Raw genomic sequence first — 12785 nt, 5'->3', positions numbered from 1 at the left:
GGCGCGAGCCGCTCGCCCGGCATGCACCACGATTGCGATCATGGTCACACCGTAACGGCCACCGCATCCGGAACGCCCGTCGTCGCGTCCGGGCTCCGGGGCGGTGGCAGGGATCGGAGAGCGATGTCCGTCTCGCGCTACGCCGTCGTCGGCGGCGGCATCATCGGAACCGCGGTCGCCCGCCGGCTCCTGCAGCTGCGGCCCGATGCGCAGGTCACCCTCCTCGAGAAGGAGGACCACCTCGCCGCCCACCAGACCGGCCGCAACAGCGGCGTCGTGCACGCCGGCCTGTACTACGAGCCCGGCTCGCTCAAGGCGCTGCTGTGCCGCCGCGGCGTCGGCCTGCTCAAGGACTTCTGCGCCGAGCAGGGCCTCGCCTACGACGAGGTCGGCAAGGTGCTCGTCGCCCTCGACGCCGAGGAGCAGCAGCGGCTCGCCGCGATCGCCGAGCGCGCCCGGGCCAACGGCGTCCCGGGCATCCGGATCATCGACCGTGCCGAGCTGAAGGAGCTGGAGCCGCACGTCACCGGCATCGCCGGCCTGCACTCCCCCACCACCGCGATCGTCGACTACGCCGGGATCACGCGGGCCCTCGCGGCCGACGCCGAGGCGCGGGGGGCCACCATCCGGACCGGCTTCACGGTCACCGGCCTGGACCACACCACCGGCGGCCCCGTCGAGGAGGTGGTCGTCCGCGAGGCGTCGGGCGAGGAGATCGTCGTCGACGAGGTCGTGCTGTGCGCGGGCCTCCAGGTCGACCGGCTCGCGGAGCTGGCCGGCGACGTCCACGCGCCGCGCATCGTCCCGTTCCGCGGCGAGTACTACGCGCTGGTCCCGGAGAAGCGCTCGCTCGTCAACCGCCTCGTCTATCCGGTGCCCGACCCGCGGTACCCCTTCCTCGGCGTGCACCTGACCCCGCGGTTCGACGGCGAGGTGCTCATCGGCCCGAACGCCGTGCTGGCCCTGGCCCGCGAGGGCTACCGCCGGCGCGACGTCTCGGTGCGGGAACTGGCGGAGATCGTCCGTTACGACGGCTTCCGCAGGTTCGCCAGGCAGCACTGGCGGACCGGCATCGAGGAGCTGCGCGGGTCCTTGAGCAAGCGGGCGTTCACCGCGGCGGCGCAGCGCTACGTACCCGAGCTGACCGTCGAGGACATGGTTCCTGCCGCGGCCGGCATTCGCGCCCAGGCGCTGGAGACCGACGGCAGCCTGGTCGACGACTTCCGCATCACCCAGACCGGCGCGGTCGTCGCCGTCCGCAACGCCCCCTCGCCCGCGGCCACGTCCTCCCTGGCGATCGCCGAGCACATCGTCGACGCCCTCCTGGGCCGCGGCCCGGCGTCGTGACCTCTGCCCCGATGACACAGGCGCTCGCGGAGCGCCTCGCCGGTGTGGTCGGGCCGGACCACGTCCTCGTCGACCCGGCGGTGGTCGAGGGCTACGTCCGCGACTGGACCGGGCGATGGCGCGGCGACTGCGCGCTGGTCGTCCGGCCCGCCGACGAGGGGCAGACCGCGGCGGTGCTCGCCGAGGTCGCCGCCGCGGGGCTGCGCGTCGTCGTCCAGGGCGGCAACACGGGGCTGGTCGCCGGCGGCGTGCCCGAGGCCGGCGACGTCCTCCTGTCGACGACACGGTTGACCCGGATCGGCCCGGTGAACCCGGTGGCGGGCACCGTGGTGGCCGAGGCCGGCGTCACCCTGGCCGCGCTGCAGGACTTCCTCCGCCCGCACGGCCTCGAGCTGCCGGTCGACCTCGCCGCCCGGGAGAGCTGCACCGTCGGCGGCATGGCGGCCACCAACGCCGGAGGCATCAGGGTGCTGCAGCAGGGGATGATGCGCTCGCAGGTGCTCTCCGTCGACGCGCTGACCGTGGACGGGCGCCCGCTGGTGCGGATGCATCCGCTGGTCAAGGACAACACCGGGTACTCGCTGTCGGCCCTGCTCGTCGGCAGCGAGGGCACCCTCGGCGTCATCACGCGGCTGCTGCTCCGGGTCGTGGCGCGATCGGCGTCCCGCGCGGTCGTGCTGCTGGGCCTGCCCGGTGTGCAGGCGGCTGTCGACGTGCTCGCCGAGATGCGGGTCCGGGTGCCGCAGCTGCGGGCTGCGGAGCTGGTCGACGACGCGTGCCTGCGCCTGGTGCTCGCGGCCACCGGCGAGCCCGATCCGCTCCCCCGGCGGCACCCGGCCCACCTGGTCCTGGAACTCGCCGACGGGCCGGCCGGCCTCGACCGGCTGCTGACGGCACTCGCCGGCGCCGGGGTCACCGACGACCCGCTGATCGATCTGGCGGCCGCGGACGACGCCGCGGGGGTGCGTCGGCTGTGGGGCTACCGGGACCGCATCACCGAGTCGGTCAGCGCCTTCGGCGTGCCGCACAAGTTCGACCTCTCGGTGCCGGCCGCCCGGACCGCGGAGTTCGTCGAGCGCTGCGGCGCACTCGTGCGGGAGTGGCCCACCCGGGACCCGCTGTCGGGCCGGAGCCCTCGGCCGTTCTTCTTCGGCCATCTCGGGGACGGCAACGTGCACGTGAACATCCTCGACGCCGACCCCCGCGACGACGCGCTCGACGACGCCGTCCTCACGCTGGCCGCCCAGCACGACGGGAGCATCAGCGCCGAGCACGGCATCGGGCGGGCCAAGGCGCACCTGCTGCGGCTCAACCGGACCGGGGACGAGGTCGCCGCGATGCTGGCCGTCAAGCGGGCGCTGGACCCGGACGGCCGCCTCGGCCGCGCCCTGCTGCCCTTCGACGGCGCTCGCAGGCCGGGCTGACCGCCGTGCGCCCGCCCCGGCGGAACCGCCTCGCCAGCAGCCGCTCGGCCGCCGTCGCGGCGGTCGCGGTCACCACGGTGGGCGTGCTGCCGGTCTACATGGTCGGGGTGCTCTGGGTGCAGCTGCGTGCCGATCTCGGCTTCGGCCCGTCGCTGCTCGGCGTCCTCGTCGCGTGCTTCTTCGCCACGTCGGCGGTCTCCGCGCTCACCGCAGGGCTGCTCGTGCGCCGCTTCGGGACCTCCCCCGTCGTACGGATGTCGGCGCTGGTGGGCGCCGGAACGATGCTGGTCATCGCACTGGCGGCGCAGTACACCGCCGCGTTGGTCGCTGCTCTGGTGGTGGCCGGATGGGGCAACGGCATCGGGCAGCCGGCGAGCAACGACCTCATCGCCCGGGCGGTGCCGCCGGACCGGCACGGACTGGCCTACGGGACGAAGCAGGCGGCGATCCCGCTGTCCACGATGCTGGCCGGCGTCGCCGTTCCGCTGGTCGCGATCCCGCTGGGCTGGCGACCGGCGTTCGCCCTCGGCGCCGCCCTGGCGGTCGTCGTGATGCTGGGCGTGCCGGGCGGCGCACGGCTGCGGTCGCCCGGGTCGGCCGCGCCGTCGGAAGCGGCCGGCCCGTTCCGCCGCGGACCGCTGATCGTGCTCGCCGTAGGACTCATGCTCGGCGCCGCGACCGGCAACGCGCTGGGCTCCTTCTTCGTCGCCACCGCCGTCGACGGCGGCATCACGCCCGCGACCGCCGGTGTCCTGGCCGCCGTGGCCAGCGGCACCGGCGCGGCAGCCCGGATCGCCATGGGCTGGCTGGCCGACCGGGTGCGGACCAAGTGGCTGCTGGTCGTCGCGGCGCAGATGGCGGTCGGCGGGCTGTCCTATGCGCTGCTGGGCACCGGGGTGGAGGTGCTGATCGCGGCAGGTGCGCTGATCGGCTACTGCACCGGCTGGGCGTGGGCGGGACTGTCCACCTACTCCGTGGCGCGGATGCACCCGGGCATGGCCGCCCGCGCGACCTCGATCACCCAGGGCGGGATGGGCGCCGGTGCCGCGCTGGGCCCCCTCGTGTTCGGCCTCGTCGTGTCGGCCGGCTCGTACTCCGTCGCCTGGTACGGCACCGCGGCGACGTCGGTGGTGGCCGGTGCGGTGATCGTGCAGGGCCGGCGCATGCTGCTGCGGGACCGCCCCGGGCTCGTCGCCGCGCAGCAGCTCCGGCGACGGTCCGCGCATCGCTGAGCGGTCTCAGCCGGGCGGCGTCTCGCCCGCCAGCCTGCCCAGGATCTCCAGCGCGGCCGCCAGCGACGGCGGAACGGCACCGGGCTCGGCACCGGCGGCCGCGAGTCCCCGGGCAGTGTGCTCGTGGCGGGCGACGATCCCGTCCGACAGCAGCGGCGGCACTCCAGTGCCCGCAACGGTGTCCCGGGCCATCCGCACCTCGACCTGCCGGCGCCCCGCGTGCCCGACGTGGGTGGTCACGAGCATGGTGGCGAAGTCGCGAGCGGAGTACCGGTCGAGTGTCTCCTCGATCATCGCGACCAGGGGCTCGACGACGTCCATCCGCCGGGCGGCGAGCAGTGCCTCCACCCAGAGACCCTCCATCCCCTTGATGACGACGCTGCGCAGCATCTTCAGCGCGGCCGCCGCACCGATCTCCGAGCCGACGACGGCGACGTTGAGTCCCGCCTGGCCGAGCCGCCGGGCCGCCTCGGCGGCGTCCGGCCCGGCCAGCGAGATCGGGATCTTCGCCCCGTCGAGCTGGATGCCGCCGCCGGTCATGACGCCGTCGACCACCCGCACGCCGGTGAGCGCCGCGGCCACCTCGCGCTTCGCCCCCGGTGCGGTGGAGTTCAGGTCCACGTAGAGCACGCCGGACGACGCGTGCCGCGCGAAGCCGGCCGCCGCCGGCACCGCGGTCGCCGGCGTGACCAGCGACAGCACCACCTCGCGGTCGGCGAGCGCGGCGAGGTCCTCGACCGGGATCGCGCCGGCCGCCTCGACCGCCGCGCGCGCGGCCGGCCCGCGGGCGGCGTCCAGCAGCAGTCGGTCGTGCACCGCGAGCTCCACGCCGGACGCGGCGATCGCGCCACCGATGATCCGGCCGGCCTCGCCGAAGCCGATCAGGCCCCAGCGCCGGCTCACCGGTCCACCTCGTGGCCCACGTGCACCTCGGCCAGCGCCCGGGTCACCCAGGACCGGTCGAGCGTGCCCCCCGCGATCGCGGCGAACTGCTCCTCCTCGTCGCGCAGCCGCTCCTGCCCGCGTGCGACCACCTCGGCGGCCCGCTCGTACGGGAGCACGACCACGCCGTCGCCGTCCCCCACGACGACGTCCCCCGAGCGCACCACCGTGCCACCGGCCTGCACCGGCCCGTGCAGCTCACCCGGGCCGTCCTTGTACGGACCGAGGTGGTTGATGCCGAGGGCGAAGACCGGCACCGGCCCGGCCGCCAGCCCCTCGCTGTCGCGGACGGCTCCGTCCACGACCAGGGCGGCGATCCCCCGCACCGCGGCGTAGCGGCCCATGATCTCCCCGAGGATCGCCCGCTCCAGGGACCCGCCGGCGTCGATGACCAGCACGTCGCCGGGCCGGGCGAGATCCAGCGCCCGGTGGACGACGAGGTTGTCGCCGGCGCGGGTGCGCACGGTCAGGGCGGGGCCGGCGACCCGCGGCCACCGCCCGCCCGGGACCCGGTGGACGCCGCGCACGCCGCCGACGCGGTCCATGCTGTCGGACAGGATGCTGGTCGGCAGGTCACGACACTGCTCGAGCAGGGCGGTATCCGGGCGCGGCCCCGGTCGGTGCAGCCGGCAGGTGCTCATGTCGCCCTCTCTCTGGGTGGGGTCGTGCGGGTGGCGGTCCCGTCGGTGCCTGCAGGCCGGGGGTCGGCCGCCGGTGCCCGTCGGCGCAGCCCGGCCACCGGCAGCCCACGCGAGCGGCGGACCATGCGGCGACCGGCCCGGATGGTGACCGCCGCCGCCAGGCTCAGCACGCCGGCGGTCAGCCAGGCCGCCGTGTAGGAGAACGTCTGCGCCACGATGCCGAAGAAGAGCGGCCCGGTCGCCGCGCCGAGCGAGAGCCCGGTCTGCACGAAGCCGGTCACCGAGGCGGCCGCGGCACGGTTGTCCTTGACGACGGCGAAGTGGAACAGCCCGGTCCAGGCCCAGCCCATCCCGTAGGCGAACAGCGATCCCGCGACGACCATGGGGGCCTCGCCGGTGGCCAGCAGGCCGTAGCCGACGGCCCCACCGGTGAGCAGGTTGGCGATGAACAGGTAGCGGCTGCGGTCGGGATGCCGGTCGGCCAGCCAGCCGAACCCGACGCGGCTGCCCAGACCGAGCACGGAGCAGGCGGCGAAGAGCAGGCCGGCTGTCCCCGGCGCGACGCCCGAGGCCACCGCCGAGTCGACGAGGAAGACGCCCGTGGGCGTGGCCGCCGCCGAGCCCAGGAAGCCGCCCAGGGTCAGGACGACGAGCCCGCCTCGGGGCAGGCCCTTGTCGGGGGCGCCGCCATCGGCGGGACGCGACCCGCCGTGAGCGTCACGACCGGTGACCTGCGACCAGACCAGCAGCGCGATCGCCAGCGCCACCGCGGCGGCCACGGCCCAGCGCCAGCCGAAGACCAGCGCGATACCGGGCACCGCCAGCCCGCCCAACAGGGTGGCGGCCGGGACGGACGACTGCTTGATGCCGAACGCCAGACCCAGGCGCGCCTCCGTGACCAGCTCGGAGATGCCGAGGTTGGCCGACGGCTGCGCCACCGCGTTCCCGAGTCCGCCGATGGCCAGACCGACCATGAGCCACACCGCCGACTGGGCGAGGCCGACAGCCGTCAGCGACACGACGGACAGGACCGCGGCCAGCGCCGTCCCCTTCCGGAAGCCGAGCCGCTGGACGAGCCGGCCTCCGGGGCGGGCGCACACGCCGGAGACCCCGAACAGGGTCGCGGCCGCGAAGCCGAACAGCGCGAGCCCCACGCCCAGGTCGGCGCGGATCTGCACGGCGAGCGCGCCCACGAGGAACGCCGGCAGCACACCGAGGACGGAGACGGCCACGGCCTGCAGGGTCGCCCGGGCGGTGGCCGAGGGCCGGCCGTTCACGGTGTCCGCCCCGGTATCAACGACGGGATGGAACGGCCAGGGACCGGCCGACCTGCTCACCGAGCGCGAGCAGGGCGCGGTGGGTCCCGGCGTCCAACGGAACGCCCTCCGCCCGCCGCAGCGCCCGTTCGGCGGCCGACCGCTGCCCGGGAGTGCGCACCGGCAGCTCGTCGTCGACGGGCGCCATCGCCCGGAGCTCGGAGAGCAGCCGCTGCGTCTCCACCTGCATCCGGCCGGCATCTCCCAGCCGGGCGGGGTCGAGGACGACGACGAGGTGGCTGGTGCCCGGCGGCCGCGCACCCGACCGGAAGGTCAGGTTGCCGACGCCGGGCCCGGTCGGCCCTCCGGACAGCACCGCGGTCAGCAGCTCGACCAGCAGCCCGAGGCCGTAGCCCTTGTGGCTGGACCGCTCCCGGTCGCTGCCCAGCGGCAGCAGGGCGCCCTTGCCCGGGTAGACGGCGGTCGGATCGGTGGTGTGCCGGCCCTCGGCGTCGATCCCCCAGCCCAGTGGCACCGGCTTGCCGGCGCGCAGCGCGATCTCGAACTTGCCGCCGGCCACCGCCGAGGTCGCCATGTCGAACACCATCGGCTCCTCGCCGGCCACCGGCATGCCCAGGGCCAGCGGATTGGTGCCGAGATACGGCCGGGAGGCGCCGGTGGGGGCGACGACCGGACCGGTGTTGGTGGCGGCCAGCCCGACCAGGCCCTGCAGCGCGGCCTCGTGGACGTAGCACCCGCTGGCCCCGTGGTGGCTGCTGCTCCGCACGTTCACCCAGCCGACGCCGTACCGGCGGGCCCGGTCGACCGCCTCGGTGAGCGCCACCGCGGTGACCGGGTGTCCGAGCAGGCCGTGCCCGTCGACCAGGGCGACCGCGCCGCCGGCGGAGTGCACCGTCGGCTCGCCGTCGATCCGGATGACGCCGGTGCCGATGGCCCCGACGTACGCGGGCAGCCGGGCGATGCCGTGGGAGTCGATGCCGGAGAGATCGGCGTAGGCCAGCACCCGCGCGACGTCGTGGGCGTGTGCCGGGCGCACGCCCACCGCCTCGAGGACCTCGACGGTCCATGACCGGAGCACGTCGGCCGGAACGCGGACGTCGGACTCCGCCACCACCGCGACGTCCTCCACGCCGGCCGGGGCGGCCTCGGGGTCGAGCGAGTGGAAGACGGCGAGAACCGCGTCGGCGACCTCCGACGTCCCCGCCGCGGGGACGTCCTCCGGCGCCAGGTCGTAGGTCCACGGGCCCTGGCGCAGCACGGTGAGCGTCGCCGTCCGCAGCCGCATGCCCAGCCCACGGGTCTCGTCGAAGTGCTGCAGCAACGCCACCAGCGCGAGGAAGCCACCCAGCGGGTTCACCTCGTCGCGTCCCGTGCGGCGGGGCGCCGAGCCGTGGGCCGGCTCGAACAGGCCCTGGCACCGTCCCCGGACCGGGGCCCCGGGATGGATCGACGCGGAGCCGCACAGGGCCGGTGACCCGGCCCGGCCGGCGGCCAGGTCGCTGAGGATGTCACCGAGCAGGCCCTCGGTGACCAGAACCTCGGGCAGCTCCGCGCCGGAACCGAGTTCGAAGGCGGCCCGGTCGACGAAGCGGTGCTCGACCGGCCGGCCACGTTCCCGGGCGACCGCCTCCGCGGTCTGGCGCCAGAGCCGGCCGGTCGCGTAGAGGTTGGCCTTGTCCACCGACACCAGTCGGCCGCCACCACGCTGCTCGAGGACGTCGTAGCCGAGGTGCACCACCTCGGCCACCCGCTCGGGGGTCAGCCGGAGCACGTCGGCGGCCTCGCCACCGTCGACGCTGAAGGTGCGGTCGGCAGCGCCGCCGTAGGAGCCGCCGATCAGGTTGCGGACCACGGTGAGGTCGTTGTGCTCGTCGACCGGGATCTCGCGGACCGAGATGCGCAGGTCGTACCGCTCCCGGAGCCGGTGCAGGGCGACCTCGGGCCGTGGGCAGACCTCGACCGGCACGCCGGGGTCCTCCCCCACCGCCCCGAGCAGCAACGCGTCGGCGTCGTCGCACGCCTGGAGCGTCTCGTCCGGGAGAACCGACCCGGTGCCGGCCGCGGCCCGCGCGCCGACCGGCCACGGCCCGGTCACCTCGACCAGGCCCCGGTCCGCCAGCCCGCGCAGCAACCGGGACGGCCCGTCCAGGACCTCCGTCCCGACACCGTCGCCTGGCAGCAGGGCGATCCGGATCACCGCTGCACCAGCCGGCGGCCGACCGAGGTCATGATCAGCTCGGTGTCGGACTCCCCCACCGACCGTTCGAGGTCGGCGAGCCACCCCGGGAGCGCCTCCGCCATCGTCGGGTAGTGCGCGTGCCCGAGGTCGCCACCGAAGGCCAGCATGTCGTGCGGGTACACCTTCCCGAGCGTGGTCGACGGCGGGCCTCCGGTGGTCAGGATGTCCGGGAGGATGCCGAGTTCGAGAACGACGCCGAGCCGGGCGAACTCGGGCGCTGCGGCGTCGTCCCACTCCAGGAACGGCATCCGCGGATGGTTGAGCAGCATCCGGGTCACCCCGGCCGCCTTCGCCGCCCGGAAGAGGACCAGTGCCTGGGTGCAGGTCAGGTGCCCGGAGGCCAGGACCAGGTCGTGCGCCGCGACGACCTCGAGCACGTCCTGCCACGCAGGCAGCAGCGCTCCCGCGCCGTCGAGCACGTCGACCTGCCGGAACGCGAGGTTGCGGTGCACCGACAGCTCGGGGTTCGACGACGAGGCGATGTGCGCGGGCGCCGAGACCGTCGGCATCCACACCACCCGCCCCCCGAGCCGGGCGGCCACCTCGACCGCGTCGGGGTTGGCTCCCCCCACCGGAGAGTTCAGCACGATCCCGCCGACGACCTGGACGGCCGGTTCCCGCCGCGCCGCGAGCACGGCGCGCTCGACCGTCGAGCCCTCGTGCGCCTTCAGCACCGCGAAATCGACGCCGACCGTCCCGTGCGCAGCGAGCACCTCGTGATCGAGGCCGTGCCGCTCCACCAGGCTGGGGGCCCCGTGGACGTGCAGATCGGCGACCCCCGAGATCACGACCTCGCCCACTGCTGTCGCGCCGCCACCTCAGCGACCTGGGTCGCGGTCGACGGAGGTGGCGCCGCCGGTCGTCGCTCCACCACCCGTGGTGCTCCGGCCCGTGGGGCTGCCGGCCACGGCGGCTCCCGTCGGGCCGGAGGCGCCCGTCGCGCCGGAGGCGCCGGTCGGGGCATCGGAGAGAGCCGCGGCGTCGTCCGTTCCGGTGCCCTCCGGGGTTGAGGCGTCCCCTCCCCCCGCGTTCCGGCGCCCGACCAGATGCACCACCACGCCGGCGACGATGAACGCCGCACCGATCGCCATGTACAGCGGCGTCATCACCAGGAGGGCCACGGCGGCGACAGCGAACAGCAGCCGCTCCGGGATCTTCGCCGGGCCGAGCAGCCAGGCACCGGTGACCACGGCCAGCGCCGACACGGCGAACACCGAGGCGACGAAGGCGATGAGGACCGTGCTCCAGTCACCCTCGAACAGCAGGCCCACGCCGTTCTCGGACAGGACGAAGATGAACGGCACGAGGAACGCCGGCAGCGTGTACTTCCACGTCAGCCACATCGTCTTCACCGGCTTGCCTCCGGTGATGGCCGCGGCCGCGAACGGTGAGAGCGCCGTGGGCGGCGAGACCTCGCTGAGGACGGCGTAGTAGAAGATGAACATCGCGGCGGCGAAGGGCTCGACCCCCACCTGTTGCAGGGCCGGCGAGATGATCACGAACGCGATGATGAAGCTGGCCGTGACCGGGACCGCCAGGCCGAGCAGGACCACCACGATCGCCGACAGCAGAGCCGTGAGGGGGAGGCTGCCACCGGCGAGGTCGACGATGATCCCGGCCAGGCGCAGTGCGAGCCCCGTCAGGGTCATGACGCCGACGATGATCCCGGCCACGGCCATCACGGGGATGACCGAGAGGGCACCGGTCGCGCCCTGGCTCAGCGAGTGCCACACCCGCTGGGGAGTGATCCAGTGCTGGCGGTCCAGGAAGCTGAGCACGAAGGCCAGTGCGGTGGCGTAGACGACGGCACGGAAGGGCGTGTAGCCCAGCGCCATGAACCCGACGATCGCGATCAGCGAGCTGAAGTGGTACCCGAACCGGAGGAACAGCTTCCAGGCGGACTGCGAATCGACGTCGACCTTGTGGGTTCCGTGGCGCCGGGCGTCCATCTCGATCGCCAGGATGATCCCGAGGTAGTAGAGGATCGTCGGGATCGTCGCCCAGACCAGGACCTCGAGGTAGGAGACGTTCAGCAGCTCGGCGATGATGAACGCCGCCGCGCCCAGCGTGGGCGGCGACAGGATGGCGCCGATACCGGCGGCGGCCAGCACACCGCCGCCCGCCTCCGCCGGGTAGCCGGCCTTCCTCAGCAGCGGCCAGCCGAAGCCACCGAGCGTGACGGTCGTGGCGACGCCGGAACCGGAGACCGTGCCCAGCAGGAAGCCCGACAGGGTCACCGTCCGGCCCGGTCCCGCCGGGGACTGGCCGAAGGCCGCGAAGGACAGGTCGATGAAGAACTTGGTGGCACCGGAGGCGGCGAGGACCGCGCCGTAGACGGTGAACAGGATGATGTAGGTGGCGGCCACTTCCAGGGGCGTGCCGAAGATGCCCTGCGTGCCCATGACGTTGTGGCCGATCAGGCGGCTCCACTGGAAGTCGGCGGTGGTGAACGGTGACGGCATGGAGGACCCGAAGTAGGCGTAGGCCAGGAAGCTGATGACCACGAGGGGCACGAGCACCCCGACCGTTCGGCGGGCCGCCTCGAGGATCAGCACCACCAGCAGCGTGCCCATGAGCAGATCGACGTCGGTCGGCAGCACCGCGCGGCGGAAGAAGCCCTGCCAGTCCGCGACCATGTAGAAGCCCGGGGCGAGCGACGCCAGGGCGAGCACCCAGTCGAGCACGTTCGGGTGGTCGGGCTTGCCCGACGCCTTGGCCTTGTCCGACCGGCCCCACCCGCGGTAGGTCAGGAAGGTCAGGAACAGCCCGATGCTCAGGAACGTGGGCAGGTAGACCTGCCGCGGCATGGGGTTGAAGACCCAGTACAGGGCGTACAGCGACAGCCCCACCCCGACGACGGCCCCCACCATGCCGGGGATGCCGACGAGGTGGCGGGCCGGCTTCTCGGCCTCGAACTCGGCGAGCAGGGCCTCCTCGTCGATCTGGTCCGGGTCGATCCGCTTACCGTGTCCGCTCTCGTCGATCGTGGCCGCGTCCAGGACGCCGCTCGGACGATGACCGGCGCTGTGGGCGAGGTGGTGGTGCGGCGAGTGGCCTGCCCGCTGCGGGTGGTCTGCGGTGGCTGCGCGTCCACGCCCCAGGAGCTTCATGGTGTCTCCTCGATATCCAGTAGCACGGTCGGGTCGTCACCGTCGACGCGTTGCCAGACAGGCACGGGCGGGTGTCCGGGCACCCAGAGCGTTCGTTCGCCGAGGTCGGTGGCGGCGATGTTGAGGTTCTCGAAGACGGCCGGCCGCGCCGGGTCGGGATCGACCACGTAGGCGCGGCGGTCACCGGGCGGAGCGGGGCGGGGGGCGCCCGGGACGGCGTAGTACTCCTCGAGCACGGCCAGCTGGTCGGCGGCGATCTCCACCAGCTGGAACCGGCCGTCGGGAAGCACCCGGTAACGCTCCTCCGCGAGTGTGGTGTAGACGCTGTTGCGGTAGCTGACCGCGAACCTGTCGCCCGCCAGCGGGAGGCGGGCGACCAGGTCGTCGTCCGGCGTGCGCACGGTCACAGCGTGCTCCCCGTCACCCCGGGCGGCGACCGCACTCGTCGTCGCCACCGCGGCGCCGGCGACGACGAGTGCGACCAGCCGGCCGAGCCGGTGGGGACGCCGACGGGTGGAGCCGGCGCTGCCGGGGCCGGAGGGAACTCCGGCACCCGGCAGCAGGGACATGCTC

10 protein-coding genes are annotated in these 12785 nt (G+C 74.4%); 3 read left to right on the top strand and 7 right to left on the bottom strand.

Annotation, left to right across the window (positions count from 1 at the left end):
• Positions 1-123: 123 nt before the first annotated feature.
• From lhgO to CHB94_RS12490, 3 genes are read left to right on the top strand one after another with little or no spacing between them, the layout of a single operon-like run.
• Positions 124-1347, top strand: a complete 1224-nt coding sequence (gene lhgO, locus CHB94_RS12500; protein WP_089336893.1) for an L-2-hydroxyglutarate dehydrogenase — start codon at positions 124-126, stop codon at positions 1345-1347.
• A gap of 11 nt (positions 1348-1358) precedes the next feature.
• Positions 1359-2771: an FAD-binding oxidoreductase gene (locus CHB94_RS12495; RefSeq protein ID WP_089336952.1), complete on the top strand. Its 1413-nt coding sequence runs from the start codon at positions 1359-1361 to the stop codon at positions 2769-2771.
• Positions 2772-2776: 5 nt separating this feature from the next.
• Positions 2777-4003 (top strand): MFS transporter, encoded by a 1227-nt coding sequence (locus tag CHB94_RS12490; RefSeq protein WP_089336892.1) that lies wholly within the window; start codon positions 2777-2779, stop codon positions 4001-4003.
• A 6-nt stretch (positions 4004-4009) separates the two neighbouring features.
• On the opposite strand, the gene CHB94_RS12485 is transcribed toward CHB94_RS12490, so the two are convergent.
• From CHB94_RS12485 to CHB94_RS12455, 7 genes are read right to left on the bottom strand one after another with little or no spacing between them, the layout of a single operon-like run.
• On the bottom strand, positions 4010-4906 hold the full coding sequence (locus tag CHB94_RS12485; protein ID WP_089336891.1) for an NAD(P)-dependent oxidoreductase: 897 nt from the start codon (positions 4904-4906) through the stop codon (positions 4010-4012).
• On the bottom strand, positions 4903-5586 hold the full coding sequence (locus CHB94_RS12480) for an RraA family protein (protein WP_089336890.1): 684 nt from the start codon (positions 5584-5586) through the stop codon (positions 4903-4905). The genes CHB94_RS12485 and CHB94_RS12480 overlap by 4 nt, the downstream gene beginning before the upstream one ends.
• Complete coding sequence (locus CHB94_RS12475) at positions 5583-6863, bottom strand: MFS transporter (protein ID WP_254920602.1); 1281 nt, start codon at positions 6861-6863, stop codon at positions 5583-5585. Before CHB94_RS12475 ends, CHB94_RS12480 begins: the two co-directional genes overlap by 4 nt.
• A gap of 16 nt (positions 6864-6879) precedes the next feature.
• A complete protein-coding gene (locus CHB94_RS12470) occupies positions 6880-9060 on the bottom strand; it encodes an Ldh family oxidoreductase (RefSeq protein ID WP_176445538.1) in 2181 nt (726 codons plus the stop codon).
• On the bottom strand, positions 9057-9902 hold the full coding sequence (locus CHB94_RS12465; RefSeq protein ID WP_089336887.1) for a DUF6282 family protein: 846 nt from the start codon (positions 9900-9902) through the stop codon (positions 9057-9059). The genes CHB94_RS12470 and CHB94_RS12465 overlap by 4 nt, the downstream gene beginning before the upstream one ends.
• Positions 9903-9920: 18 nt before the next feature.
• Positions 9921-12212, bottom strand: a complete 2292-nt coding sequence (locus CHB94_RS12460; protein ID WP_254920601.1) for a TRAP transporter permease — start codon at positions 12210-12212, stop codon at positions 9921-9923.
• Entirely contained in the window at positions 12209-12781 is a 573-nt protein-coding gene (locus tag CHB94_RS12455; RefSeq protein WP_089336886.1) for a hypothetical protein, read from the bottom strand. Before CHB94_RS12455 ends, CHB94_RS12460 begins: the two co-directional genes overlap by 4 nt.
• Positions 12782-12785: the final 4 nt, after the last annotated feature.

The sequence above is a fragment of the Blastococcus mobilis genome (assembly GCF_900188025.1).
Classification (GTDB): Bacteria; Actinomycetota; Actinomycetes; order Mycobacteriales; family Geodermatophilaceae; genus Blastococcus_B; species Blastococcus_B mobilis.
Note: the sequence above shows the minus strand (reverse complement) of the source record. Positions and strands in the feature narration are given on the sequence as shown.